General features: G+C 73.9%; 22 protein-coding genes. 3 read left to right on the top strand and 19 right to left on the bottom strand.

Translation table 11 applies throughout. The features are described 5' to 3' along the window. Window positions 1-89 precede the first annotated feature (89 nt). The 3 genes from LG274_RS11920 to LG274_RS11910 all read right to left on the bottom strand — a co-directional run bounded on the left by LG274_RS11920 (window position 90) and on the right by LG274_RS11910 (window position 4,125). The gene (locus LG274_RS11920) at window positions 90-2,186 is read right to left on the bottom strand and encodes an ATP-dependent DNA helicase (protein WP_404464663.1); all 2,097 of its coding nucleotides are present in this window, start codon (window positions 2,184-2,186) and stop codon (window positions 90-92) included. Continuing rightward, on the bottom strand, window positions 2,183-3,796 hold the full coding sequence (gene hflX / locus LG274_RS11915; RefSeq protein ID WP_298984805.1) for a GTPase HflX: 1,614 nt from the start codon (window positions 3,794-3,796) through the stop codon (window positions 2,183-2,185). Before hflX ends, LG274_RS11920 begins: the two co-directional genes overlap by 4 nt. 65 nt (window positions 3,797-3,861) lie before the next feature. Further along, on the bottom strand, window positions 3,862-4,125 hold the full coding sequence (locus LG274_RS11910) for a hypothetical protein (protein WP_343282340.1): 264 nt from the start codon (window positions 4,123-4,125) through the stop codon (window positions 3,862-3,864). 293 nt (window positions 4,126-4,418) lie between these two features. On the opposite strand from LG274_RS11910, the gene LG274_RS11905 reads away from it, so the two are divergent. Next, window positions 4,419-5,054 (top strand): class I SAM-dependent methyltransferase, encoded by a 636-nt coding sequence (locus LG274_RS11905; protein WP_298984917.1) that lies wholly within the window; start codon window positions 4,419-4,421, stop codon window positions 5,052-5,054. Between the two features lie 33 nt (window positions 5,055-5,087). On the opposite strand, the gene dapF is transcribed toward LG274_RS11905, so the two are convergent. The 12 genes from dapF to dapA form a co-directional block, all read right to left on the bottom strand. Beyond that, window positions 5,088-6,029 (bottom strand): diaminopimelate epimerase, encoded by a 942-nt coding sequence (dapF, locus tag LG274_RS11900; protein ID WP_404464660.1) that lies wholly within the window; start codon window positions 6,027-6,029, stop codon window positions 5,088-5,090. A gap of 10 nt (window positions 6,030-6,039) precedes the next feature. After that, window positions 6,040-6,966, bottom strand: a complete 927-nt coding sequence (gene miaA, locus LG274_RS11895) for a tRNA (adenosine(37)-N6)-dimethylallyltransferase MiaA (protein ID WP_404466080.1) — start codon at window positions 6,964-6,966, stop codon at window positions 6,040-6,042. A gap of 2 nt (window positions 6,967-6,968) precedes the next feature. Continuing rightward, window positions 6,969-8,423, bottom strand: coding sequence for a tRNA (N6-isopentenyl adenosine(37)-C2)-methylthiotransferase MiaB (miaB, locus tag LG274_RS11890; RefSeq protein ID WP_404466077.1), 1,455 nt, complete (start codon window positions 8,421-8,423; stop codon window positions 6,969-6,971). Between the two features lie 84 nt (window positions 8,424-8,507). Next, a complete protein-coding gene (locus LG274_RS11885) occupies window positions 8,508-9,425 on the bottom strand; it encodes a regulatory protein RecX (RefSeq protein ID WP_404464658.1) in 918 nt (305 codons plus the stop codon). Beyond that, complete coding sequence (recA, locus tag LG274_RS11880; RefSeq protein WP_248115244.1) at window positions 9,425-10,489, bottom strand: recombinase RecA; 1,065 nt, start codon at window positions 10,487-10,489, stop codon at window positions 9,425-9,427. The genes LG274_RS11885 and recA overlap by 1 nt, the downstream gene beginning before the upstream one ends. A gap of 204 nt (window positions 10,490-10,693) precedes the next feature. Next, the gene (locus tag LG274_RS11875; RefSeq protein WP_248115245.1) at window positions 10,694-10,912 is read right to left on the bottom strand and encodes a DUF3046 domain-containing protein; all 219 of its coding nucleotides are present in this window, start codon (window positions 10,910-10,912) and stop codon (window positions 10,694-10,696) included. A 131-nt stretch (window positions 10,913-11,043) separates the two neighbouring features. Beyond that, window positions 11,044-11,358, bottom strand: coding sequence for a helix-turn-helix transcriptional regulator (locus LG274_RS11870; RefSeq protein WP_248115324.1), 315 nt, complete (start codon window positions 11,356-11,358; stop codon window positions 11,044-11,046). Window positions 11,359-11,584: 226 nt separating this feature from the next. Next, the gene (locus LG274_RS11865) at window positions 11,585-12,079 is read right to left on the bottom strand and encodes a CinA family protein (RefSeq protein ID WP_248115246.1); all 495 of its coding nucleotides are present in this window, start codon (window positions 12,077-12,079) and stop codon (window positions 11,585-11,587) included. Continuing rightward, complete coding sequence (locus LG274_RS11860; RefSeq protein ID WP_404464654.1) at window positions 12,076-12,705, bottom strand: CDP-alcohol phosphatidyltransferase family protein; 630 nt, start codon at window positions 12,703-12,705, stop codon at window positions 12,076-12,078. The genes LG274_RS11865 and LG274_RS11860 overlap by 4 nt, the downstream gene beginning before the upstream one ends. After that, window positions 12,702-15,806 carry a DNA translocase FtsK gene (locus LG274_RS11855; protein ID WP_248115248.1) on the bottom strand — a complete coding sequence of 1,035 codons (3,105 nt, stop codon included), beginning with the start codon at window positions 15,804-15,806 and terminating at the stop codon, window positions 12,702-12,704. The genes LG274_RS11860 and LG274_RS11855 overlap by 4 nt, the downstream gene beginning before the upstream one ends. 49 nt (window positions 15,807-15,855) lie before the next feature. Further along, a complete protein-coding gene (locus LG274_RS11850) occupies window positions 15,856-17,541 on the bottom strand; it encodes a ribonuclease J (RefSeq protein WP_248115249.1) in 1,686 nt (561 codons plus the stop codon). 15 nt (window positions 17,542-17,556) lie between these two features. Next, the gene (gene dapA / locus LG274_RS11845; RefSeq protein ID WP_248115250.1) at window positions 17,557-18,474 is read right to left on the bottom strand and encodes a 4-hydroxy-tetrahydrodipicolinate synthase; all 918 of its coding nucleotides are present in this window, start codon (window positions 18,472-18,474) and stop codon (window positions 17,557-17,559) included. 72 nt (window positions 18,475-18,546) lie between these two features. On the opposite strand from dapA, the gene LG274_RS11840 reads away from it, so the two are divergent. Then, entirely contained in the window at window positions 18,547-19,728 is a 1,182-nt protein-coding gene (locus LG274_RS11840) for a heparan-alpha-glucosaminide N-acetyltransferase domain-containing protein (protein WP_248115251.1), read from the top strand. Between the two features lie 19 nt (window positions 19,729-19,747). On the opposite strand, the gene LG274_RS11835 is transcribed toward LG274_RS11840, so the two are convergent. From LG274_RS11835 to LG274_RS11820, 4 genes are read right to left on the bottom strand one after another with little or no spacing between them, the layout of a single operon-like run. Further along, a complete protein-coding gene (locus tag LG274_RS11835) occupies window positions 19,748-20,212 on the bottom strand; it encodes a hypothetical protein (RefSeq protein WP_248115252.1) in 465 nt (154 codons plus the stop codon). Next, entirely contained in the window at window positions 20,205-20,984 is a 780-nt protein-coding gene (gene dapB, locus LG274_RS11830; protein WP_248115253.1) for a 4-hydroxy-tetrahydrodipicolinate reductase, read from the bottom strand. The genes LG274_RS11835 and dapB overlap by 8 nt, the downstream gene beginning before the upstream one ends. A gap of 24 nt (window positions 20,985-21,008) precedes the next feature. Beyond that, a complete protein-coding gene (locus LG274_RS11825; protein WP_248115254.1) occupies window positions 21,009-22,328 on the bottom strand; it encodes a pitrilysin family protein in 1,320 nt (439 codons plus the stop codon). Then, a complete protein-coding gene (locus tag LG274_RS11820; RefSeq protein WP_248115255.1) occupies window positions 22,312-23,544 on the bottom strand; it encodes a hypothetical protein in 1,233 nt (410 codons plus the stop codon). The genes LG274_RS11825 and LG274_RS11820 overlap by 17 nt, the downstream gene beginning before the upstream one ends. Window positions 23,545-23,664: 120 nt before the next feature. Here LG274_RS11820 and LG274_RS11815 point away from each other — a divergent pair, with 120 nt between their 5' ends. Beyond that, window positions 23,665-24,108 carry a hypothetical protein gene (locus tag LG274_RS11815; protein ID WP_248115256.1) on the top strand — a complete coding sequence of 148 codons (444 nt, stop codon included), beginning with the start codon at window positions 23,665-23,667 and terminating at the stop codon, window positions 24,106-24,108. Window positions 24,109-24,183 lie beyond the last annotated feature (75 nt).

Below are 24,183 nucleotides of genomic sequence, written 5' to 3'. Positions count from 1 at the left end.
CCGGAGGGCCACGGGGCCGGGGCCCTCACCACGATTCTAGGCCTGACGTGGGCTCCTGACGGCCGCCGGCCGGGTGTCGTCGGACGCCCTCAGTCCTCCTCGGCGAGGCGCGCCAGCACGCCCCGCACCACCTGCCGGTCCGTGGTCCGCCAGAAGTCCGGCAGAGCGCTCGTGATGTAGCCGCCGTAGCGCTCGGTGGCCAGACGTGAGTCCAGCACGGCGACGACGCCGCGGTCCCCGACGGCGCGCACGAGGCGGCCGGCGCCCTGGGCCATGCGGACGGCGGCGTGCGTGGCCGACACCTTCATGAACCCGTTGCCGCCGTGCCGGGCGATGTCCCGCGTGCGCGCCTGGGAGAGCGGGTCGTCCGGGCGCGGGAACGGGATCCGGTCGATCACCACGAGGCGCAGCGAGGAGCCCGGCACGTCCACGCCCTGCCACAGGCTCATGGTCCCGAAGAGGGAGGCGTCCCGCTCCTCGGCGAACTGCCGGACGAGTGCGGAGAGGGTGGCATCGCCCTGGCACAGGATCGTCTGCGTCGGGCCCAGGCGGCGGCGCATCTCCGCCGCGGCGTCCTCGGCGGCCCGCCGGGAGGAGAACAGGCCGAGCGTGCCGCCGTTCGAGGCCTTCATGAGCTCCCCGAGCTCGTCGAGGGACTCGGGGGAGGCCGTCCTCCCGGGACGCGGCAGGTGCCGGGCCACGTACAGCACGCCCTGGCGGGGATAGTCGAAGGGGCTGCCGACGTCGAGGGCGGTGTACGCGGGGGCGTCAGGCCCGGCGAGGCCGACGTCACCGGCCACCGAGTCGAACCGCCGCTCCCCCGTGCCCACGGTCAGCGTGGCGGAGGTGAGCACCGTGGTGGCCTTGCCGAAGAGCCCCTCACGCAGCTTGCCTGCCACCGAGATGGGGGCCACGTAGAGCTGCGGCGGGTCCTCCTCGTTGCCGGGCTGCCAGCCGACGCCGGGCTCGAAGTGCCCGGGCCGCGTGGCCCACAGGACCTCCGGGAAGTCGGCCTCGGGGCGCGCGGCGAGCATGCGCTCGGTGACCTCGAGGACCTCGACGAGGCGGGAGCGGGCCATCTGGTGGCCGCCGTCGCCGTCGGCCTCCTTGTCCTTGCTCTGACCGAGGTCTGAGAAGCACTGCCGGGCGGCGGCGAGGACGGCGGTCAGCGCCTGCTCCTGCACCTCGTCCGGGCCGGTGGCGAGCAGCCCCGAGGGGGTGCCCGCGAAGGCGCGGTCCAGGGCAGCACCGGCCTTCACGAGGTCCTCGACCGCCACCGAGGTGTGGCGCCGGACCGAGGTGGCGGCGCCGTGCACGATCGAGCCGGAGAGCTGGCCCGTCACCGCGCCGGTGACGCGGTCCTGCAGCTCGTGCGCCTCGTCCACCACCACGGCGGAGTAGGCGGGGAGCACGGCGAGTCCCTCGAACGCGCTGATCGCGAGCATCGCGTGGTTGGTGACCACCACGTCGGCGTCCGCGGCGTCCGCGCGGGCGTGCTCCGAGAAGCACTCGTCCGCCATGGGGCAGCGGGACGCGCCGAGGCAGTCGACGGCCGAGACCGAGACCTGCCGCCAGGCGCGGTCCGTCACGGGGACCTCGAGGTCGTCGCGGTCGCCCGTCTCCGTCTCGTCCGCCCACGCACGCAGGTACATGACCTCCTTGCCCAGCAGCGACGACGGCCCTGAGGCCCCGTCCGAGGCGGAGCCGATCACGCCGCCGTCGTCGGCCACCGTGAAGAGGGCCTCCTCGCCCTCGTCCCCGGGATACTCGCCGTCCACCTTGTGCCGGCACAGGTAGTTGGAGCGCCCCTTGACGAGCGCGACGACGGGCTCGCGCGGCAGCTCCCCCTTCAGCGCCTCCACGAGGCGCGGGGCGTCCCGCTTCATGATCTGCGCCTGGAGGGCCAGGGTGGCCGTCGCGATCACGACGGGGTCCTCCTGGTCCATGGCGTGCTGCAGCGCCGGGATTAGGTAGGCCAGCGACTTGCCGGTGCCGGTCCCGGCCTGGACCAGCAGGTGCCGCCGCGACTCGAGGGCGCGCGCGACCTGCAGGACCATCTCCTTCTGGCCCGCGCGCTCCTGGCCGCCCGTGGCCTCGACCACGGCGTCCAGGAGCCGCAGCGCCTCCCTCTCCCGATCCGTGCGGGGGGCCGAGACGGCCCACTCCGCGGCGTCCGTCCCGCTCATGAGGCGTCGGAGTCCACGCGGTGCTCCGCGAGCTCGGCGGCGATGTCCTCGCGCACGAGGACGGTCAGGCGGGTGCCGCTCTCCTCATAGGCCTCGGCGAGGATCTCCGCATCCGCAGAGTGCAGGCGCGAGACCACGTCGCCCCGCGTGAACGGGACGAGCAGCTCGAGGCGCACGCTGGGCCGCGGGATCGTGGCCGCGATGGCCTTCTCCAGCTCGTCGATGCCGGCGCCGGTGCGGGCCGAGACCACGACGGTGTGCGGCTCCTTCGAGCGGATGCGGGCGATGACCACGGGATCCGCCGCGTCCGCCTTGTTCAGCACGATGATCTCCGGGATGCGCTGCGCGTCCACCTCGGCCAGCACGCCGCGCACGGCGGCGATCTGCCCCTCGGGGTCCGGGTGCGCGCCGTCCACGACGTGGAGGATGACGTCCGCGTCCGCGACCTCCTCCAGGGTGGAGCGGAAGGCCTCCACGAGCTGCGTGGGAAGGTTGCGCACGAAGCCCACGGTGTCCGAGAGCGTGTAGCCGATGCCGTCCGGGGTCACGGCCTTGCGGACCGTGGGGTCCAGGGTGGCGAACAGCGCGTTCTCCACGAGCACCCCCGCGTGGGTGAGGCGGTTGAGCAGTGAGGACTTGCCCGCGTTGGTGTAGCCGGCGATGGCCACGGACGGCACCCGATTGCGCCGGCGGTTGGCCCGCTTGGCCTCGCGCGCCGGCTTCATGGCGGAGATGTCCCGGCGCAGCTTGGCCATGCGCGTGCGGATGCGTCGGCGGTCCAGCTCGATCTTCGTCTCGCCAGGGCCGCGGGAGCCGATGCCCTCGCCGCCGGCCGCACGGCCGCCGGCCTGGCGCGACATGGACTCGCCCCAGCCGCGCAGGCGAGGCAGGAGGTACTCGAGCTGGGCCAGCTCGACCTGCGCGCGGCCTTCGCGGGACTTCGCGTGCTGCGCGAAGATGTCCAGGATCAGCGCGGTGCGGTCGATGACCTTGACCCGCACCACGTCCTCGAGCGCGCGGCGCTGGGACGGGGCGAGCTCGGAGTCCACCACCACGGTGTCCGCGCCGGAGAGGGCCACGATCTCCGCGAGCTCACGGGCCTTGCCCTTGCCGAGGAACGTGGCCGGGTCCGGGGTCGCGCGGCGCTGGATGACACCGTCCAGCACCTCCGAGCCCGCGGTCTCCGCGAGCGCGGCGAGCTCCTGGAGGGAGTTCTCGGCGTCCTCCGCGGTGCCCTCGGTCCACACGCCCGCCAGGACCACCCGCTCGAGGCGCAGCTGGCGGTACTCGACCTCGGACATGTCCTCGAGCTCCGTGGAGAGCCCGGCCACGCGGCGCAGGGAATGGCGCGCGGCCAGTTCGTCCTGGTCGCCGTCGAACTCGGTGTGCTCGTCCCCGCCCTCGGCGAGCGCGAGCGCGCGGCCCCCGACGACGGACGCCCGATCGCGCGTCTCGGAGGCCTGCTCGGACGCGTCGTCCCCGCCGGACGCGCGGCGGGCGTCGTCGGCGGCGAGGATGCGGTCGATCACGGCCTGGATCTCGTCCTCGGATCCTGCCGCGGCGGGTCCCGGCCCGTTCTGGCCGGCGGTGTTCTGGTGCTCTTCAGTCATGGTCTCCTCTGGGCGCCCGTCGGTGGGGCCCGGTTCGAATCAGCGTAGTGGGTGGGGCGGACGCGCTAGCGGCCCTGTGGAGCTCGGGCGACGCCCTCGCGGGTCCACGCGTCCAGCCGGCCGGTTCCCTCAGGCAGCCGCGCGATCAGCGCCTCCAACGGTGCGGTGGCGATCCCCCTGCCCTCGTGGTCGGGGTGGACGTCGAGGATCCCGAGGACCTCACCGCCCGAGCCGACGGCGACCCACCGGGTCGAGGGGAAGGACAGGGCGCGGCAGCGCAGCCAGCTCGGCGTGTCCGGCGGGCGCGCAGGGCGTAGCGTGATGCTCATGGGGATGTCCTGTTCGCGTCAGCGGGGCCCGGGCGCACGGAAGCGACGCCTCAGGGGCGGGATGCGGGGTGTGACGGCGGCCGGAGCGGGGCTCCACGGCGGGCGTCAGGCGAACAGCAGGAACATGAATGACACCCTACCCGGCCCCCACCGCAGCGGGAAGCCTCTCCCCCGTGGGCGAACACCCTCTCCGACATGGCGCCGCAGGCCGCCCCGGCGCCGCCGACCACGCCACGGTCCCCGTGAACGGCGCCGGCCAGGCGAGACGGTCCGCGGCCCACCGCCTGACTACGATGGTCCGCGTGAGTCAGCCAGCCCACTACTTCTCCCCCGACCCCGGGACGCCCGAGCGACGCCGGCGGATCGAGGTCGAGCTCGCGGGCCGGACCGTGGCCGTGCAGACGGCCAACGGGATCTTCTCGCCCGACGGGATCGACAAGGGCACCGCCGCCCTGCTCTCCGTGGTCCCCGTGCCGCCGTCGCACGGCGCCTTCCTCGACGTCGGCGCGGGCTGGGGACCGCTCGCCCTCACGCTCGCACTGCGCTCGCCCGAGGCCCACGTGACCGGCGTCGAGGTGAACGAGCGGTCGATCGGTCTGGCCCGGGACAACGCGGCCGCCGTGGGCGCCGAGAACGCGGTGTTCCTGCGGCCCGAGGACGTGCCGGCGGACGCGGGCTTCGACCTCATCTGGTCCAACCCGCCCATCCGCGTGGGCAAGGAGGTGCTCCACGAGCTGCTGGAGCGCTGGCTGCCCGCGCTGAACCCGGGCGGCGAGGCGTGGCTCGTGGTGCAGAAGAACCTCGGGGCCGACTCGCTGCAGCCCTGGATCGCCGGGATGCTCGAGGACCGCACCCCGGGGGCGTTCACCGTGCGGCGCGCGGCGACCGTCAAGGGGTTCCGCATCCTGACGGTGACCCGGCAGGCCTGACCCGCGGCCGGAGCGTCGGCCGGCGACCGGGTCTCAGCCGCGCAGCTCGCCGTCGAACACGAGCTCGGCGGCCCCCGCGAGGACGACGTGCTCCTCGCCGTCGGAGGCCAGGACGAAGTCCACCGCGAGCACGCCGCCCGGGACCTCCACGAGCCACGAGTCCGCGCCCTCGGGCCCGGCCCACACGCGCATGGCCGCCGCGGCCGCGCACGCGCCGGTGCCGCACGACTGGGTCTCCCCCACGCCGCGCTCGTGCACGCGCATCCGCACCCGGCCCACGCCCCCCTTGACGAGCGGCTCGTGGGCAGCCACGAACTCCACGTTCGTGCCGTGCGGCGGCTCGGGATCCACCTCGGGAGCCGTGTGCAGCTCCAGTGCCTCGAGCTCCGCGAACGCCCCGAGCGGGACCACCGTGTGGGGGTTGCCCATCGAGATGCTCAGGCCGGGACGGGCGTCCGTCAGCCCGGTGGCGCGCACCATCGAGTCGGCGGCCGCGTCCTCCGCGAGCTCCGGGTCGATCAGGCTCCAGGGGCCCATGTCGATCGCGTAGCCGTGCTCCATGCGGGTGACGGACTTCGCGCCCGCGCGGGTTCCGATGGTCAGCGCCGAGCCGACGGGCAGGTCCACGAGCTCCTTCTCCACGAGGAAGTGGACGAAGACGCGCACGCCGTTGCCGCACATCTCGGCGACCGAGCCGTCCCCGTTGCGGTAGTCCATGAACCACTCGGCCTCGGGAGCCGCGGCCAGCACCTCACGGCCCTCGGGGAGGTGCGCCGAACGCACGGCGCGGATGACGCCGTCGGCGCCGATCCCCTGGTGGCGGTCCGCGAGCATCGCGATGCGGGAGGGCTCGAGGTGCGCGTTGCCGTCCGGGTCGGCGATCAGCACGAAGTCGTTGCCCGTGCCGTGGCCCTTCGTGAAGGGCAGCGTGGGCGTGGTGTCGACGACGGCGGAGGCGCCGGGCAGGAGGCTCATGCGGGCCAGTCTAGGAGGCGGGCTCGGCGGCGAGCACCGCGAGGGAGCGCTCGAGGACGTCGGGGGCGAGGGCGTCGACCCAGCGCACGCGGGGATCGGCGCGGAACCACGTCTCCTGGCGGCGGGCGAAGCGCCGGGTGGCCACCACGGTGCGCTCGACGGCGTCGCCCAGGCTCGCGGTGCCGTCGAGGACCTCGAGCACGGGCGCGTACCCGATGGCCTGGGAGGCGGTGCGCCCATCCCGCAGGCCGGCGGCGTCGAGGCGCCGCACCTCCTCGACGAGCCCGGCGTCCACCATGGCCGCGACGCGCGCGGCGATGCGCGCGTGGAGCACGGCGCGGTCGATCCGCAGCCCGAGCTGCACGGCCGGCGCCACGGAGTCCGCGTAGCGCCGCCGCGGCATGAACGCCGAGAACGGCCGGCCCGTGATCCGGTGCACCTCGAGGGCGCGCACCAGGCGCCGCTCGTCCGCGACCTTCTCCGCGGAGACCGGGTCGACGGCGGCGAGCTCGGCCCGCAGCGCGGCCTCCCCGCGTGCGGCCAGCTGGGCCTCGACCTCCCCGCGGACCGCCGGATCGGTGGGAGGGAACTCCAGCTCGTCGAGGGCCGCACGGACGTACAGGCCCGACCCGCCGACGAGGATCGGGGTGCGACCCCGCGCCCGGATCTGCGCGAACAGCTCGCGGGCGCGCCGCTGGAAGTCCGCGACGGAGGCCTCCTCGCGCACGTCCAGGACGTCGAGGAGATGGTGCGGGACGCCCTCGCGCTCGGCCTCCGTGACCTTCGCGGTGCCCACGTCCATGCCACGGTAGAGCTGCAGCGCGTCACCGTTGACGATCTCCCCGTCCAGCCGGTGCGCGAGGGCGACGGCGAGAGCGGACTTGCCGGTCGCCGTCGCCCCCACCACGGCGACGACGGGCGGGCGCGCGGCCGGCATGCTCACCCGCGCGGGCGGATCGTCGGCATGCCGAGGCGCGTCGCCCCGGAGGCGGAGGGGGCCGTACCGTCCGGCGCGCCCGGGCCGGGGACGCCGCAGGACTCGGCCTGGGCCCGGTCCCACGCGTCGCCGGCGCCCGAGCGGCGCAGGGCGTAGTCCTCGGGGCCCGGATCCGCGATCGCGAAGAACGGGCGCGCCTCGGTGACGGTCACGGTGACGAAGTCGCCCGGGCGGGGCGTCTCGGCGCCCTCGGGCACGGAGAAGTGCACGAGCCGATTGTCCTTCGCGCGTCCGGCGAGGCGGCCGCGCTCGGCCGACTTCGATCCGGAGTCGGCGGTGACGAGCAGCTCCTGCCGCGTGCCCGCAAGGGTGGCCATCTCCTCCGCGGAGATGCGGTCCTGCAGCGCGACGAGCCGCTCGAAGCGCTCCTGCACGACGGCCTTGGGCACCTGGCCCTCCATCTCGCCCGCCGGCGTCCCGGGGCGGATGGAGTACTGGAAGGTGAACGCCGAGGCGAAGCGGGAGGCCTCGACCACGCGCATCGTCTCCGCGAAGTCCTCCTCGGTCTCCCCCGGGAAGCCCACGATGATGTCGGTGGTGATGGCCGCGTGCGGGATGCGCTCGCGGACCCGCTCGAGGATGCCGAGGAACCGGGTGGAGCGGTACGAGCGGCGCATCGCCTTGAGGATCCGGTCCGAGCCGGACTGCAGGGGCATGTGCAGCTGGGGCATGACGTTCGGGGTCTCGGCCATCGCGTCGATGACGTCGTCGGTGAAGGCGGCCGGGTGGGGGCTCGTGAAGCGCACGCGCTCGAGGCCCTCGATCTGACCGCACGCGCGCAGCAGCTTCGCGAAGGCGCCGCGGTCGCCGAACTCGACGCCGTAGGAGTTCACGTTCTGGCCGAGGAGGGTGACCTCCACGGCGCCGGCGTCCACGAGCGCCTGCACCTCGGCGAGGATCTCCCCCGGGCGGCGGTCCTTCTCCTTGCCGCGCAGGCTCGGGACGATGCAGAACGTGCACGTGTTGTTGCAGCCTACGGAGATCGAGACCCAGCCGGAGTGCGTGGAGTCGCGCTTGGTGGGCAGCGTGGAGGGGAACACCTCGAGGGACTCGAGGATCTCCATCTCGGCCTCGGCGTTGTGGCGGGAGCGCTCGAGCAGCACGGGCAGGGAGCCGATGTTGTGGGTGCCGAAGACGACGTCCACCCAGGGCGCCTTCGCCTGGATGGTCGCCTGGTCCTTCTGGGCGAGACAGCCGCCGACGGCGATCTGCAGGCCCGGGTGCGCGGCCTTCACGGAGCGGAGGTTGCCGAGGTTGCCGTAGAGGCGGTTGTCCGCGTTCTCGCGGACGGCGCACGTGTTGAACACGACGAGGTCCGGCTGGTGGCCCTCTCCCGCGGGGGCGTAGCCGGTCGACTCCAGGAGGCCGGAGATGCGCTCGGAGTCGTGCACGTTCATCTGGCATCCGAAGGTGCGGACCTCGTAGGTGAGGCCGTCGTGCGGGAGGGCGGGGGCGGGGTCCGTCAGAGTCACCGGACCATTCTAGGAGGCGTCCGCCTCGTGCTCCCCGAGGACCTCTGTGACCACCCCGAACGCGAGTCCGGGGGCGTAGCCCTTCCGACCGAGCATCCCGACGAGGCGGCGCACCACCTTGTCCCGCTCGGCGCGGTTCTCCGGGGAGTCGGCCGGCGGCACCGTCTTCCCGCGCATCCGGCGGCGGGCGAGCTCGAGGGCGGCGGCGCGCTCGTCCTCCGGCTCGATGGCCTCGAGGGCCTCCTCGGCGACGTCCCGGTCCACGCCCTTCTCGTGCAGCTCCCGGCCGATGGCCCGGCGGGACAGGCCGCGGCCGCGGTGACGACTGCGCACCCACACCTCGGCGAAGGCGGCGTCGTCCACGAGCCGCACCTCCTCGAAGCGGTCGAGCACCTGCTCGATCAGCTCCGGCTCGGCCTCGCGCTCCGCGAGCTTGCGCTCGAGCTGGCCGCGCGAGCGCGGGCCCATCGCGAGCTGCCGCAGCACGACCTCGCGCGCGGCCTCCGCGCGCTCCCGGGGGTCCTCGGGCAGGGGCGCAGGCCCCGGCCGACGACGTCGGCGAGGACGCGCGGCCTCGTCCGACGCCTCGGCGCTGCGGCCCACGACGGACGGCTCAGGCTCCGGAGCGGGCGGGGATGAAGGCGCGGCGGCCTTCGGCGCGCGACGCTTCTTCGTGCCCGGCGCCGTCGTCGGGCCCGGAACCGTCCCCGCGCCGCTGGTCCACGGCAGCGGCGTGACCCCGCCCGTGGTCGGCGCGGGGCTGGGCAGGTCGCTCGCCCGCGTGAGGAGCGCGCTCAGGGCCGCCGGCTCCGGAGGCGCCGGTTCCGCCGGCGAGGCCGCGGCGGGATCCAGCCCGGCCAGGTCGAGCCAGAGCCGGGCCACCTCGGAGTCCCGGGAGTCGTCGAACCCGGCGCCGTGCCCCGACATCAGGCCTTGGTGTCACCCGCCACGGCCGCGAGGACCGGCGCCCCGTCCTCCTCGGCGGCCTCCGGGTCCACGCCGATGCCGAGCTTCGTGAGGATGCGCTGCTCGATCTCGAGGGCCAGGTCCGGGTTGTCCTTGAGGAACCGGCGGGCGTTCTCCTTGCCCTGGCCCAGCTGGTCCCCGTCGTACGTGAACCAGGCGCCGGACTTCTTGACGATGCCCTCCTCGACGCCCATGTCGATCAGCCCACCCTCACGGGAGATGCCCACCCCGTAGAGGATGTCGAACTCGGCCTGCTTGAAGGGCGGGGCCATCTTGTTCTTCACGATCTTGACGCGCGTGCGGTTGCCGACGGGGTTGCCGCCCTCCTTCAGCGTCTCGATGCGGCGCACGTCGATGCGCACGGAGGCGTAGAACTTGAGGGCCTTGCCGCCGGTGGTGGTCTCCGGGGAGCCGAAGAACACGCCGATCTTCTCGCGCAGCTGGTTGATGAAGATGGCGGTGGTCTTGGTCTGGTGCAGGCGGCCGGTGATCTTGCGCAGCGCCTGGGACATCAGGCGGGCCTGGAGACCCACGTGGGAGTCGCCCATCTCGCCCTCGATCTCCGCGCGCGGCGTCAGGGCCGCCACGGAGTCGATGACGACGATGTCCAGGGTGCCGGAGGAGACCAGCATGTCCATGATCTCAAGGGCCTGCTCGCCCGTGTCCGGCTGGCTGACCAGCAGCGCGTCCGTGTCCACGCCGAGCTTGCGGGCGTAGGCCGGGTCCAGCGCGTGCTCCGCGTCGATGAACGCCGCGATGCCGCCGTTGCGCTGGGCGTTGGCCACCGCGTGCAGGGCGAGCGTGGTCTTGCCCGAGGACTCCGGGCCATAGATCTCCACGACGCGCCCCCGCGGGAGGCCGCCGATGCCCAGGGCCACGTCCATGGCCACCGAGCCGGTCGGGATGACCTCCACCGGCGCCTGGGTCTGATCGCCCAGGCGCATGACGGAGCCCTTGCCGAACTGCTTGTCGATCTGGGCCAGTGCCGCCTCGAGGGCCTTCTCACGATCCGTCACGTTGCTCATCCTTCACCCCTTGATGTGGTCTGTGCTCGTGCGGGACTCTGCGACGCCCGCCTCGGCCATGTCAGTGACACTACGAGGTGGGGCGGACACGTTAGGCGCGCACCCGGTCTGCTGTGCACGGGCCGGCGGCCCCTGCGGCTGTGCAGGACTCTACCCCATGGATTCGAACACGTGTTCGAAGCGGCGCCCCGACCCGCCGCAGGGTCAGCGTGTCGGTGGCACGTCCCGCCCGAGACGCCGTTCGGCGGGGATGTCGTTCAGCTCGCAGACGGCCCGCCACACGGCACGCGGATCCACGCCCGCGGACAGCGCCTCCCGCGCCGTGGCGTCCAGTCCCGGCAGGTGCAGGCTGTCCGCCTCGACCGCGGCGCGCGCGGCACCGAACTCGTCGTCCATCAGTCTCCAGAACTCGCTCACCCGCACGGTGGCCCTCCTCTGCTCGTCACGGACTCCTCCTCGCGGGGCGCGGCCCCTCGCCCGGGGCCGGCCTCCCCCCGCATGCACACGGGCGCCCCGCCGTGACGGCAGGGCGCCCAGAGGCGGAGCGGTGGGGATCAGCGGCCGGCCAGGGAGCCCAGCTCCGCGGCGCCGGCCTCGCCCATGCCCTCGGGCACGGTGTCCGGGATGACCACGCCCTCCTGCTCGGCAAGGCGGTCCGAGACCTCGCGGAGCATGAAGGACAGGGGGACGTCGAGCGCCCCGCAGATGGAGGCCAGCAGCTCGGAGGAGGCCTCCTTCTGGCCGCGCTCCACCTCGGAGAGGTAGCCGAGGGAGACGCGGGCGTCGTGGGACACCTCGCGGAGCGTGCGGCCCTGCCGCTGGCGCACGTCACGCAGGACGTCGCCGATCTCGTGCCGGAGGACGGGCATGGTGCGCTCCTTGATGTCGGGGGGTCTCCGCGCGGGGGCGAGGCTGCTCGCCGACCCAGCGGGTGATGCCGTTGGCATGGACGGGGTGTCGCATCATGTCTATCGCGTGCTCCTGGACTTTCGCTGAGGACGCCGGACGGGAGCCTGATCCCCCACGGCCGTCTTCTTGACTCGTTCCATTCAACCGGCTGGAGGCCGGGTTCATTCCCGCTCGGCCGCACCGCGCTCAGGAACCCCCGCGACGCTCCCCTGCGGTGGCGAGCCGCTCGAGGCACGCGACCACGGTCCGCCGGCGGATCGCGGCCCGGTCGCCCGGCAGGCGCAGCCCCCACGCCTCGGCCTGCTCCACGCCCGCCTCGTCCGTCCACGCCAGCGCGATGAACACGGTCCCCACCGGCTTGCCCTGATGGGGCTCCGGCCCGGCCACGCCGGTGGTCGCCACGCCGACGTCGGCGCCCAGCACCCGGCGCGCACCGCGCGCCATGGCCTCGGCCACCCCGGGATCCACGGCCCCGCGCTCGGCCAGCAGCGCCGCCTCGACGCCGAGCACCTCCGCCTTCACGCGGTTCTGGTACGCCACCACACCGCCCTGCAGGACGGCAGAGGCGCCCGGCACGTCCGCGAGGGTGGCGGCCACGAGGCCCGCGGTGAGCGACTCGGCGGTCGCGAGCGTCAGCTCGTCCCGGGCGAAGCGGGCGACCACCTGCGCGGCCGTGCTCATGCGGCGGTCCGGCCCGCGAGCGCGTCCCGGCGGAGCGCGGCGGCGTCGCGGACGTACTCCACGCCGGTGACCACCGTCAGCGCGGTGGCCACGCCGATCACGGTCCAGCCCAGCCACGGCCACCAGCCGCCCACCAGGGCGCCCAGCGGCATGAGCAGCAGGCCGATGCCCGCCGCCTGCAGCACGGTCTTCAGCTTGCCGCCGCGGCCGGCCGGCATGACGCCGTACCGGATCACCACGAAGCGCATGAGGGTGATGCCCCATTCACGCACGAGGATCACGATCGTCACCCACCACCACAGCTCGCCCAGGAGGGAGAAGACCACGAGCGCGGCCCCCGTGAGCAGCTTGTCCGCGATCGGGTCCGCGATCTTCCCGAAGTCCGTGATCAGCCCGCGCGCGCGGGCGATGTCGCCGTCGAGCTTGTCCGTGTACATGGCCGCCGCGAACAGCCCGAAGGCCACCCAGCGCGCCGTGAGCGAGTCCTGGCCCCACGGCCCGCCCGCCCACAGCGCCCACACGAAGAAGGGGACCATCAGGATCCGCACGCTCGTGAGGATGTTCGGCAGGTTCCAGGCCGACGGCCGCTCCCCCGCTCGGCCCTCGGCCGTCCGCTCCGTGCTCATCTGCCCGTCAGCTCCCATGCGTCCTCGGATTCCCCCTCGTCCTCCCCATCGTCCCAGGCCTGGGCCTGCGGACGGGAGTCGAGGTCCTCGGCCACCAGGTCACGCGGTGCCGCGGACGACGACGGCGCAGGCGCCGGAGCAGCCGCCGCCGGAGCGGTGTCCCCCGAGATCGCGGCGAGCACCTCGGCCACCTCGTCGGGCTTGACCAGCACGTCGCGCGCCTTCGACCCCTCGGAGGGGCCGACGACGCCGCGGGACTCCATGAGGTCCATGAGGCGGCCGGCCTTCGCGAAGCCCACGCGGAGCTTGCGCTGCAGCATGGAGGTCGAGCCGAACTGGGTGGTCACCACGAGCTCGACCGCCTGCAGGAGCAGGTCCAGATCGTCGCCGATGTCCTCGTCGATGACCTTCTCGGTCTTCTCCGGCACCACGTCGTCCCGGTACTGCACCTGCATCTGGGCCTTCACGTGCTCCACGACCGCGTGGATCTCGGACTCGTTCACCCACGCGCCCTGCACGCGCATGGGCTTCGACTTGCCCATGGGCAGGAAGAGCGCGTCGCCCTGGCCCAGGAGCTTCTCGGCGCCGGGCTGGTCGAGCACCACGCGGGAGTCCGTGACGGAGGACGTCGCGAACGCCATGCGGGAGGGCACGTTGGCCTTGATCAGGCCGGTGACGACGTCCACGGAGGGGCGCTGGGTGGCGAGCACCAGGTGGATGCCGGCGGCGCGCGCGAGCTGGGTGATGCGCACGATCGAGTCCTCGACGTCCCGCGGGGCGACCATCATGAGGTCCGCGAGCTCGTCCACGATCACCAGCAGGTACGGGTACGGCCGGAGGACGCGCTTGGAGTCCGGCGGCAGCTTCACCTGCCCCGCGCGCACCGCCTTGTTGAAGTCGTCCACGTGCTTGAAGCCGAACGCCGCGAGGTCGTCGTAGCGGGTGTCCATCTCCTTCACCACCCACTGGAGGGCCTCGGCGGCCTTCTTGGGGTTCGTGATGATGGGCGTCACGAGGTGCGGGACGCCCTCGTAGGCCGTGAGCTCCACGCGCTTGGGGTCGACCATGACCATGCGGACCTCGTCCGGGGTGGCCCGCATGAGGATCGAGGTGATCATCGAGTTCACGAACGAGGACTTGCCCGCGCCGGTGGCGCCGGCGACGAGCATGTGCGGCATCTTCGCGAGGTTGGCCACCACGTAGCCGCCCTCCACGTCCTTGCCGACGCCCATGACCATCGGGTGGTCGGTGCGGTGCGCGGCCTGCGAGCGCAGGACGTCGCCGAGCACCACCACCTCCTTGTCCGGGTTGGGGATCTCGATGCCGATGGCGCGCTTGCCGGGGATGGGGCTGAGGATGCGCACGTCGGAGGAGGCCACCGCGTAGGCGATGTTCTTCTCGAGCGCCGTGACCTTCTCCACCTTGGTGCCGGGGGCGACCTCGACCTCGTAGCGCGTGACGGTGGGGCCGCGGGAGAAGCCGGTGACCTGCGCGTCCACCTTGAACTCGGTGAACGTGGTGGTCAGCGCGGCGACGACGCGGTCGTTGGCCTCGGAGCGCTCCTTCGGCTGCGGGCCAGCGGGCAGCAGGTCCGACTGGGGCAGCGTGTACGCGGCGTCCCCGCCGAGCTCGGCCTGCCGGCCCCGGGCCGGAGCGGCGGTCATGGGCGGCACGGGGGCCGGCGTGCTCACCGCCGGCACCGGGGCAGGCACGGCCGACGCCGACTCCTCCTCGGGCTCGGCCGCCCCTTCCACAGGCTGCGTCGGCTCCTCCGCCTCGTCGTCCGGCGTGGCGGCGTGACGGGCGCGGGCGTGCTCGCGGACCCGCTCGAGGGCCCGGTCGGCGGCGGTGGGGCGCTTGACCCCCGGGGGAAGCACCGGGGCCGCGTCCTCGTCCACCCAGGGGTCGAACGACTCGGCGGTGGAGTCGCCGCGGGCCGCGGGAGCGGCCAGGTGCTCCTCCGCGTCGAACACGCCCTGCTGGCCCCGCGCGGGACGGCGGGGGGCGGGCGCGGCGGCGCGCGGCTCGAGCACGAGCGTGGCGTCCTCCTCCGTGGCCTCCGCGGCCTCCGCGGTCCCGGCGGCGTGGGAGCCGGCCCCGGCCGCGGAGTCCAGGATCACGGGAGAGTCGTAGGCGGCGCTCTCGTGGCTGCGTTCGGATGCGGCGTCCCGGCCGCGGTCACGCCGCCCGAAGAGGCGGGCGAACAGGCCCGGGCGGGGACGCGCGGAGTCCTCCGCGGCGTGGCTGCCCACGGCGTCGAGGTAGGACTGGTCGTGGTCGGGGTGGGTGCGCGCGGGCTCCGCGGACTCCTCCCCGGCGGCGCGCCGCTCGCGGCGTGCGTCCCGGCGCTCGGCGCGGCGGGCCGAGGCGCCCTCGGGGTCCTGGCCGGTGAGCCAGTCGTACGCGCCCGTGATCCGTTGCGGGATCGAGCCCAGCGGGGTGGCGGTGAGGACGAGCAGGGAGAAGAAGGCGAGGGCGGCCATGAGCACCCACACGGGGACGGCCGTCAGGAGCGAGGCGAGCGGGACGGTCGCGAGGTAGCCGACCATGCCGCCGGCGTGCAGCACGTCCTCGAAGGACTCTGCGGCCGAGGGCAGCCCGCCGGCCAGGTGGGCGAGGCCGCTGCCCGCCACCGTGGCCATGAGCAGGCCGATGATGATGCGGCCGTTGGCGCGCAGCTCCTGGGGCGTGCGGAAGCACCGCACCGCCACCACGAGCAGGGCGAGCGGCAGCAGGAAGGCGAACCATCCCACGGTGCCGCCCACCACGCGGTGGACCACCTCGCCGAAGCCCGGCGTCTCCCGCAGGCCCCACCACTCCACCGAGGCGATGACCGCGGCGACGATCAGCAGGAGCAGGCCCGTGCCGTCCCGGCGTTCGTCGCGCGGGATGCGCACGTCACGGCCGAGCTTGCGGAAGAGCGCGCCCACGGGGGCCGCCACTCCCATCCACGCCGCGCGCAGGGCGCGGACAGGGGCGGGGGGCTGATCGGGGGCAGCGGCGGTCGCGCCCTTCCCGGCGGAGGCCCGGGCGGCGGCGGAGCCGGCGCGGGTCTTCGACGAGGAGGACGACGACCGCGGGGGGGAAGTGCGGGTCGCCATGCCCTCCACGGTACCGCCCGGGGCGGACGCGACAGCGCCCGCAGGCGTGTCAGGCCTCGAGGATCACCGGCACGATCATGGGGCGGCGGCGCAGGCGGCGGTTGACCCACGTGCCCATGGTGCGGCGCACGACCTGCTGCAGCTGCTGCGTGGTGTGCTCCTTCTGGCCCTGCACGGCCTCCTCGATGGCGCGGGCGATCTTCGGCTTGATCTCCTCGAAGACCTTCTCGTCCTCGGCCACGCCGCGGGCGTGCACGTCCGGGCCGGACACGATCGCGCCGCTCTGGCGGTTGACGACGGTGACGATGGAGATGAAGCCCTCCTCGCCCAGCACACGGCGGTCCTTGAGGTCGAGGTCGGAGATCTCGCCCACGGAGGATCCGTCCACGTAGACGTAGCCGCAGTCGACCTCGCCGACGATCTGCACGCGGCCGTCGCTCATGTCCACCACGGTGCCGTTGGCGGCCAGGATGACGTTCTCCTTCGGCACGCCCGTCTTCTCGGCGATGCGGCCGTTGGCGATGAGGTGGCGCGTCTCGCCGTGCACGGGCATGACGTACTCGGGCTCCACGATGTTGTAGCAGTAGAGCAGCTCGCCCTCGGAGGCGTGGCCGGAGACGTGGACCTTGGCCATGCCCTTGTGGACCACCTGCGCGCCGAGCTTCATGAGCCCGTTGATCACGCGGAACACGGAGTTCTCGTTGCCCGGGATGAGCGAGGAGGCGAGGACCACGAGGTCCCCCTCCTGCAGCTGCACCTGGTGGTCGCCGTTGGCCATGCGGGACAGGGCGGCCATGGGCTCGCCCTGGGAGCCGGTGACCATGAGGACGACCTCGTCGTCCCGGTACTTGTCGATCTTGCGGATGTCCACGAGGATCCCGTTGGGCACGTTGAGGTAGCCCAGCTTCTGCGCGATCGTCATGTTCCGGATCATCGAGCGACCGCCGAAGGCGACCTTGCGCTTGTGCTTCGCGGCGGCGTCGAGCACCTGCTGGACGCGGTGTACGTGCGAGGAGAACGAGGCGACGACGATGCGGCGCTCGGCCGTGGCGAAGTAGCGCTCCAGCGTGGGGCCGATCTCCTTCTCCGTGGTGGTGAACCCGGGGACCTCGGCGTTCGTGGAGTCGGTCATGAACAGATCCACGCCCTCCTCGCCGAGACGGGCGAAGGAGCGCAGGTCCGTGATGCGGCCGTCGAGCGGCAGCTGGTCCATCTTGAAGTCGCCGGTGTGCAGGATGCTGCCTGCGTCCGTGTGGATGGCGACGGCGAGGGCGTCCGGGATGGAGTGGTTCACGGCCACGAACTCGCACTCGAAGGGGCCGTACTCCTCGATGTCCCCCTCCGTCACCGGGACGAGGACCGGCTTGATGCGGTGCTCCTCGAGCTTGGCCTCGATGAGGGCCAGCGTCAGCCTGGAGCCGATCAGCGGGATGTCCTTGCGCAGGCGCAGGAGGTAGGGCACGGCGCCGATGTGGTCCTCATGACCGTGGGTCAGCACGATGCCGACGACGTCGTCGAGGCGGTTCCGGATGTAGTCGAAGTCGGGGAGGATCAGGTCCACGCCCGGCTGGGTCTCCTCGGGGAAGAGCACGCCGCAGTCGACGATCAGGATCTTGCCGTCGATCTCGAAGGTGACCATGTTGCGGCCGACCTCCTCGAGGCCGCCGAGCTGCACGATGCGGCAGGTGTCACGGGCGAGCTTGGGCGGGGTGGACAGGCGGTTGCCTGGAGTCATGTGAGGGAGTCCTTGTCAGAAGGTGATGCCGGCCTCGGCGAGGTCGGCGCGGATGAGGGAGAGCTCGTCGGCGGTCGCCGGGACGAGGGGCAGCCGCACGGCTGCGGAGGGAATGTGGCCCTGGGCGGCGAGCACGGCCTTCGCGGCCACGGCCCCCTGGACGTGAGTCATGATGCCGCGCTGGACGGGGTCCAGGGCGAAGTGGTGCTCGCGGGCGGCGGTCAGGTCTCCGGCCGCCACCGCGTCCACGAGGGCGCGGTACAGGGCGGGGGCCACGTGCGCGGCCACGGAGACGACGCCGACGGCGCCGAGCGCCATGAGCGGCAGGGTCGCGCCGTCGTCGCCGGAGTAGAGGTCCAGGTCCGAGTGCGCGAGGACCGTGGTGGTGGACTGCAGGTCGCCCTTGGCGTCCTTGAGCGCCCGGATGTTCGGGTGCGCCGCGAGCGCGATGAGCGTCTCGGGCTGGATCGGCATCACGGAGCGGCCCGGGATGTCGTAGAGCATGATCGGCAGGTCGACGCCGTCCGCGATGGTCTCGAAGTGTGCGCGGATGCCCGCCTGGTTGGGCTTGTTGTAGTACGGGGTGACCAGCAGCAGGCCGTCCACGCCGGTCTTCGCGGCGAGGCGGGACAGGTGCAGGCTGTGCGCGGTGTCGTTGGTGCCGGTGCCGGCGATGACCGCGGCGCGGTCCCCCACGGCCTCGACCACGGCCCGGAACATGTCCAGGTTCTCCGCGTCGGTGAGCGTGGAGGTCTCCCCCGTCGTGCCGGTGACCACGAGGCCGTCGGCGCCCTGGTCGACGAGGTGGGCGGCGAGCGACTGCGCGGCCGCGAGGTCCACGGCACCGTCCTTGGTCATGGGCGTCACCATGGCCGGGACCACCGTGCCGAAGAGCTTCTCGGTGGGGGCGGTGGTGTGACGGGCGGCGTTCATGCTCTCCAGCCTACCTGCGAGAATGCCTGCGTCCGGGACCCGGGCGCCCACCCCGCCCTCCGAGGAGCCTTGATGACGCACCCCGCCCCGCCCGCACGGCTGGCCGGAGTGGACGCCGCCCGTGGCGTCGCCCTGCTGGGGATGGTCGCCGTGCACGTCACCGCCCCCCTCGACGCCGACGGGGAGCCGAGCCTGGCCCACCTCCTCTTCGGGGGGCTGGCCTCGGTCCTCTTCGTCACACTCGCCGGGGTGGGCCTCGCCCTCATGACGGGCGGGGCGGCCGGAGCGGACCCGGCCCGTCTGCCCCTGCTGCGCCGCAGGATCGCCCGCCGCGCCGGCCTGCTCTTCGCGCTCGGGCTGGCGTGCGCGTGGCTGGGGACGCCCGTGGCCGTGATCCTGTGCCACGACGGACTCCTCTTCCTCCTCGCCCTGCCGTTCCTGGGGCTGCGGGCCCGCGCGCTCGCACTGCCGGCGGGGGTCGGGCTGCTCGGCGGCCCCGTGCTGGTCTTCGCGCTCAGCGCGGCGGGGCAGGCCCTGCTGGGGCACGAGGAGTTCCTCATGGACGCCCGCCTGTGGGTCACCCCCGCCCCGGAGCATCTCCTCACCCCGGGGCTGCTGCTCACCGACCTGCTGCTGACCGGCTACTACCCCGTCCTCTCGTGGATCGGCTTCCTGCTGCTCGGCCTGTGGCTGGGGCGCCTGGAGCTGGAGCGTCCGCGCGTGGCCGCGGCCCTGCTCGCCGGTGGCGCCGTGGCCGGGGCGGCCGCGAGCGCGGCCGGTTCGTGGCAGCACCACGACCCCGCACAGCTCCAGCGGATCGCCGCCGGCACGGGCGTGTCCCTCGCCGAGCTGCCGACGGCCCTGGCCACGGGGGACCACCGCCTCGCATGGCTCGTGCCCGATCCGCTGTGGCTCGCGGTGGTGGCCCCGCACGCGGGATCCGTGCTCGAGGCGGTGCGCGCGGCGGGCTGGGCGGCGGCGGTCCTGGGGCTGTGCCTGCTGGCCGCGCGGGCGAGCGGCCTCCGCCCCGCGCTCGCCCCGCTCGCCGGGGCCGGGCGGGTGACGCTCAGCCTCTACGTGGGGCACCTCGTGCTCATCGCCGCGCTGGGCACGGCGGGGCTGCCGTCCGAGGGCGGGGCCGTCGTCGCCGCGTTCTGGGCCCTGTGCCTGGGCGCGGGCTTCGCGGCGCTGCGCACGGGTCGGCGGGGCCCGCTCGAGGCGGGCGTCGCGGAGCTCTCCCGCGCGGGCGAGTGAGGCCCGCGGCGGCGGGGGCTCAGCCCTCGGCGTGCAGGCGGACGGCGTCGCGCGCCGCGGCACGGGCCCGGCGGCGGTCCCCCGCGGCGTCGTAGGCGAGGGACAGCCGGTAGCGGGCACGCCAGTCCCGCGGCGCAGCCTCGACCTCGGCCCGGCAGGTCTCGAACTGGGCGTCGGCCGCGGCGCGGTCGATCCGGCCTCCGGGCGAGCGCGGCAGGTCGTCGGCGGGCAGCTCGCCGTCGGCCGCCAGGATGCCGGCGAGCCGCTCCGTCTGGAGACCGAAGCGCAGCTCGCGTGCCAGCAGGAGCAGGCCCAGGACGACCACGACGATCACGGCGACGCCGATGGCCTTCGCCACGAACTGGGGCGCAGACATGAAGGCGACGGCGAAGTACACCGCGATCGCGGAGAAGAAGAGCAGGAGCGCGCTCGTGAAGCCCACCCACACCTTGGACGCGAGGGTCGAGCGGGTGGTCTCAGCCAAGGTCGAGGTATCCGTCCAGTCCGTAGGTGAGACCGGGGCGGGAGGCCACGGTCCGGAGGCCCAGCACGACGCCCGGCATGTAGGCGCCGCGGTCGAAGGCATCGTGGCGCACCACGAGCTGCTCCCCCGGCCCGCCCAGGAGGACCTCCTGATGGGCCTCGAGGCCGCGCAGGCGCACGGCGTGCACGTGCACCCCGTTCACGACGGCGCCCCGTGCTCCGTCGGGGTCACGCTCCGTCGCGTCGGGTGAGGGGCCGACGCCCGCCGCGGCCCGTGCGTCGCCGATCAGCTCGGCGGTGCGCACCGCCGTGCCGGAGGGGGCGTCCAGCTTGGCGGGGTGGTGCAGCTCGATGAGCTCGACCGACTCGAACCACCGCGCCGCCTTGGCGGCGAACGCGGAGGCGAGCACCGACCCCACGGAGAAGTTGGGGGCGATCAGCACGCCGACCCCGGGGTGCTCGGCCAGCCGGGCCTCGAGAGCCACGCGGCGCTCGGGGCCCCACCCCGAGGTCCCGACGACGGCGTGGAGCCCGTTCTCCACCGCGAAGGCGACGTTGTCCGGCGAGGCGTCCGGGACGGTGAGGTCCAGGACGTGGGTGGCGCCGGCGTCGACGACGGCCGTCAGCGGGTCCCGCGAGCCGAGCTCGGCGGCGAGCTCGAGGCCCTCGGCGGCACGGACGGCCTCAACGGCCCGGCGGCCCATCTTGCCGTTCGCGCCCAGGACGGCGACGCGCGGGGCGGCCTCGGGGGCAGCGTGAGGGGTGTCAGTCATGGGATCCAGCCTAGTGGTCTCGCCTCAGGCGGGAGCGACGACGACGCGTCCCCGCTCCCCCGCCGCCAGACGCGCGGCGACGGCGCGGACCTGGCCGACGTCGACGGCGCGCACTCGCTCGAGCGAGGCGGCGAGGTCGACGAACTCGCCCGTGACCAGCTCGGCGCGGCCGAGGCGCGACATGCGGGCGCCGGTGGACTCCATGCCCAGCACGGTGCCGCCGCAGAGCTGACCGTGGGCGCGGTCGAGCTCCTCGGCCGTGATGTCCTCGGAGGCCATGCGGTCGAGCTCGGCCTCCATGAGGGCGGAGACCTCGTCCACCCGGTCCGGCTGGCAGCCCGCATAGAGGCCGTAGTAGCCGGCGTCGGAGTAGCCCGCCGAGAAGGAGTACGTGGAGTAGGCGAGGCCGCGCCGCTCACGGATCTCCTGGAACAGCCGCGAGGACATGCCGCCGCCGAGCACGGACTGCATGACTCCGAGGGCGAAGCGGTCCGGGTCCGTGGTGGAGAGGGAGCGGCCGCCGACGATCACATTGGCCTGCTCCACGGCCTTCTCCACGGTGTGCGTGCCGGTCAGCACGCGGGAGGCCGCGGCGCCCGCGGTGTCGACGCCGCGCCGCGGCGCCGGGGACGCACCCGGAGCCAGGTCCCAGCCGGAGCGGCGCAGGGCGTCGAGGACGAGGCCGCAGACGACGTCGTGGTCCAGGTGGCCCGCGGCGGTGACCACCAGCTCGTCCGGCCGGTACCAGTGCCGGTAGTGGGCGAGGACACGCTCGCGGCTGACGGCGAGGATGGTCTCCGGGGTGCCGCCGATGGGGCGGCCGAGCGGATGCCCGTCCAGCATGACCTCGGCGAGCTTCTCGTGGGCGACGTCGACGGGGTCGTCGGCGTCCATCGCGAGCTCCTCCAGGATGACGCCGCGCTCGGTCTCGAGCTCGTCCGGGTCGAGGACGGACGAGGTGAGCATGTCCGTGAGGACCTCGACGGCCATGGGGAGGTCCTCGTCGAGCACGCGCGCGTGGTAGACCGTCGACTCCTTCGCGGTGCCCGCGTTGGACTCGCCGCCCACGCGGTCGAAGGCCGCGGCGATGTCCATCGCCGAACGGGTGGCGGTGCCCTTGAAGAGCAGGTGCTCCAGGAAGTGGGTGGAGCCGTAGCCGTCGGTGGACTCGTCCCGCGAGCCGACCGCGACCCAGTAGCCGATGGTGACGGAGCGCTGGTCCGGCATGGACTCGGTGAGGACGCGCACGCCGCCGGGGAGGACGGACCGCCGGACGACGGACCCGTTGCCCTCGTCCGCGAGGACGCCGTTAAAGTCCAGGGGGATCTCACGCTGAATGCTCATGCTGGCCATTCTGTCCGATCGGCGGGGGCGGGGCGTCGCAGAACGGGGTGCGGCACCGGTCGTCGCGCAGGGTGACCCTGCGTCGCAGCACGGGAGGGAAGATCCGGGCCCGCGACTCCATGGCGAGCAGCTGACCGGACTCCGGTGCCGTGGAGAGGCGGCGCAGAAGGAGACAAGCGTCCTCCGACGTCGCGCCGTCCTCCCCCGCCCCGCGCGAGGCGAGGCGAGGCGAGGCCGAGCATAGCCCGGGCGACGCCGCCCGGGACGGGGCCGTGACCGGGGAGCCACGCCGGGTCACCGGCACCGGCACTGGCACTGGCACCGCAGGCGTGGCCGAGGAGCGACCGGTGGAGTGCGCGTGGGGATGGTCGCCCGTGCCCACGATGGTGGCCGCGTCCCGGGTGAGGCCGGCGAACGCCGCGACGGCCTGCTCGAGGGGCAGCAGCGCACTCAGGTGGGCCATGCCCGCGCCCGCGGCAGCCGGCGCCGGGCGCACGCTCACCCGCCGCTGCGCAGGGGACCGCTCCCGACGCTCCACCGCGCCGGCCTGATCCAGCCGCAGTGCGTGAGCACGGGCCTCGCCTCCGAGGCGACGGATCCCCGTCTCACCGAGCCTGTCCGCCATGAGCTCGTCCACCCGGCGGCGCTGCGCCGGCTCGAGCCAGATGCTCTCCCGCGCCTTGACCGTCGCGTGCTCCTCCGAGATCAGGCCGCGGGTGAGGGCCGTCAGCGTGTGCGGCATCTCGTGGACGAGAGCACGGTCCATGCCCACGTGCCGACCGCCGCGGTGGGGAGACTCCCGCCGGGCGAGCGCGACCTCCGAGCCCAGCCCACGGCAGCGGTCCCGCCGGGCGATGCCCCGCTCCCCCTCGGCTGCGGAGCGCAGCGAGTGGAGACGGGCCGTTTGCGTCGCCTGGGCAGCGGAGGCGGAGGCCTTGAGCTCCTCGAGCGCGCGAACGGCCTCGAGGCAGGCGGACTCGTCCTCAGGAAGGTCGGCGGCGGCCAGCTCCCGGACGACGTCGACGACGTGGTTGGCGCCCAGGGGCCGGCGGCCCAGATCCGCTGTGCGAGTGAGGCCCGGGGAGGATGGCCGATCCGGGCACAGCGGCTGATCCAGATGAGGGACGCGCGCCGGATCTTCACAGGGCTCGCCCAGGGCGGGGGCCTCCGCCCCGCTCCGCGCCCGCGCCCCGCGCGTCACCGTCCGCTCATCCATGACCCCCACGCCACGAAGGGTCCCGGACGGGTTGAGCGAGCCGCCCAGAATTGTGGAGGAGCGGTCGGGACGGTGCCCGCCCCCCTGCGCATGCCGCCTCACGCGGCCTAGTCTGACGTCATGAGCGCGTCCGTCCCCTCCCGATCGAGCCGGTCCAGCCGCTCCCCCGGCCCCGCCCGCACCGTGCTGCTCGTCGCGGTCGGCGCCCTGCTGATCTACGTCACGCAGGCCCTGGTGCCCACTCTCCTCGACGGCAGCGGGTTCACCTGGAGCGCTCTCCTCCCCGGCCTGGATCCGATCGTGGTGCTCGGTCCGCTCGCATGGGCGGCCGTCACGGGGCTCCTGCTCCTCACGTGCCGCACCGGCCCGGCCCGGCTCGTCCTCGGCGGCCTCGCGGCCTATGTCGCGGGATTCGCCGCCGGCGCGATGATCCTCGACTCCGGGACGCACGCCGGAGGCTGGGACCTCGGGTGGGAGATCGTGTTCTTCGTGATGATGAGGCTGGGCGCATGGGTGCCCGCGCTGCTGGTCAGCATCGCCGTCGCGGCATTGTCCCGGCGCTGACCCGGCCCTGCCCCGGCCTTGCCCCCCCGTACGACGACGACGCCGCACCCTCCAGCGGAGGGCGCGGCGTCGTCG

This window comes from Micrococcus antarcticus (assembly GCF_044872765.1).
Taxonomy (GTDB): domain Bacteria; phylum Actinomycetota; class Actinomycetes; order Actinomycetales; family Micrococcaceae; genus Micrococcus.
The sequence above is the reverse complement of the archived record's forward strand: the minus strand, read 5'-3'. Positions and strand labels throughout refer to the sequence as shown.

Coding starts and splice junctions, on each gene's coding strand:
- LG274_RS11920 (WP_404464663.1), bottom strand. CDS start 2,186: ATGAGCGGGACGGACGCCGCGGAGTGGGCCGTCTCGGCCCCCCGCACG.
- LG274_RS11855 (WP_248115248.1), bottom strand. CDS start 15,806: ATGGCGACCCGCACTTCCCCCCCGCGGTCGTCGTCCTCCTCGTCGAAG.
- dapA (WP_248115250.1), bottom strand. CDS start 18,474: ATGAACGCCGCCCGTCACACCACCGCCCCCACCGAGAAGCTCTTCGGC.
- dapF (WP_404464660.1), bottom strand. CDS start 6,029: ATGAGCCTCCTGCCCGGCGCCTCCGCCGTCGTCGACACCACGCCCACG.
- LG274_RS11850 (WP_248115249.1), bottom strand. CDS start 17,541: ATGACTCCAGGCAACCGCCTGTCCACCCCGCCCAAGCTCGCCCGTGAC.
- LG274_RS11825 (WP_248115254.1), bottom strand. CDS start 22,328: ATGAGCATTCAGCGTGAGATCCCCCTGGACTTTAACGGCGTCCTCGCG.
- miaA (WP_404466080.1), bottom strand. CDS start 6,966: ATGCCGGCCGCGCGCCCGCCCGTCGTCGCCGTGGTGGGGGCGACGGCG.
- dapB (WP_248115253.1), bottom strand. CDS start 20,984: ATGACTGACACCCCTCACGCTGCCCCCGAGGCCGCCCCGCGCGTCGCC.
- LG274_RS11840 (WP_248115251.1), top strand. CDS start 18,547: ATGACGCACCCCGCCCCGCCCGCACGGCTGGCCGGAGTGGACGCCGCC.
- LG274_RS11865 (WP_248115246.1), bottom strand. CDS start 12,079: ATGAGCACGGCCGCGCAGGTGGTCGCCCGCTTCGCCCGGGACGAGCTG.
- LG274_RS11885 (WP_404464658.1), bottom strand. CDS start 9,425: ATGTCGGGGCACGGCGCCGGGTTCGACGACTCCCGGGACTCCGAGGTG.
- miaB (WP_404466077.1), bottom strand. CDS start 8,423: ATGAACGTGCACGACTCCGAGCGCATCTCCGGCCTCCTGGAGTCGACC.
- LG274_RS11860 (WP_404464654.1), bottom strand. CDS start 12,705: ATGAGCACGGAGCGGACGGCCGAGGGCCGAGCGGGGGAGCGGCCGTCG.
- LG274_RS11905 (WP_298984917.1), top strand. CDS start 4,419: ATGGTCCGCGTGAGTCAGCCAGCCCACTACTTCTCCCCCGACCCCGGG.
- LG274_RS11870 (WP_248115324.1), bottom strand. CDS start 11,358: ATGCCCGTCCTCCGGCACGAGATCGGCGACGTCCTGCGTGACGTGCGC.
- LG274_RS11910 (WP_343282340.1), bottom strand. CDS start 4,125: ATGAGCATCACGCTACGCCCTGCGCGCCCGCCGGACACGCCGAGCTGG.
- hflX (WP_298984805.1), bottom strand. CDS start 3,796: ATGACTGAAGAGCACCAGAACACCGCCGGCCAGAACGGGCCGGGACCC.
- recA (WP_248115244.1), bottom strand. CDS start 10,489: ATGAGCAACGTGACGGATCGTGAGAAGGCCCTCGAGGCGGCACTGGCC.
- LG274_RS11820 (WP_248115255.1), bottom strand. CDS start 23,544: ATGGATGAGCGGACGGTGACGCGCGGGGCGCGGGCGCGGAGCGGGGCG.
- LG274_RS11815 (WP_248115256.1), top strand. CDS start 23,665: ATGAGCGCGTCCGTCCCCTCCCGATCGAGCCGGTCCAGCCGCTCCCCC.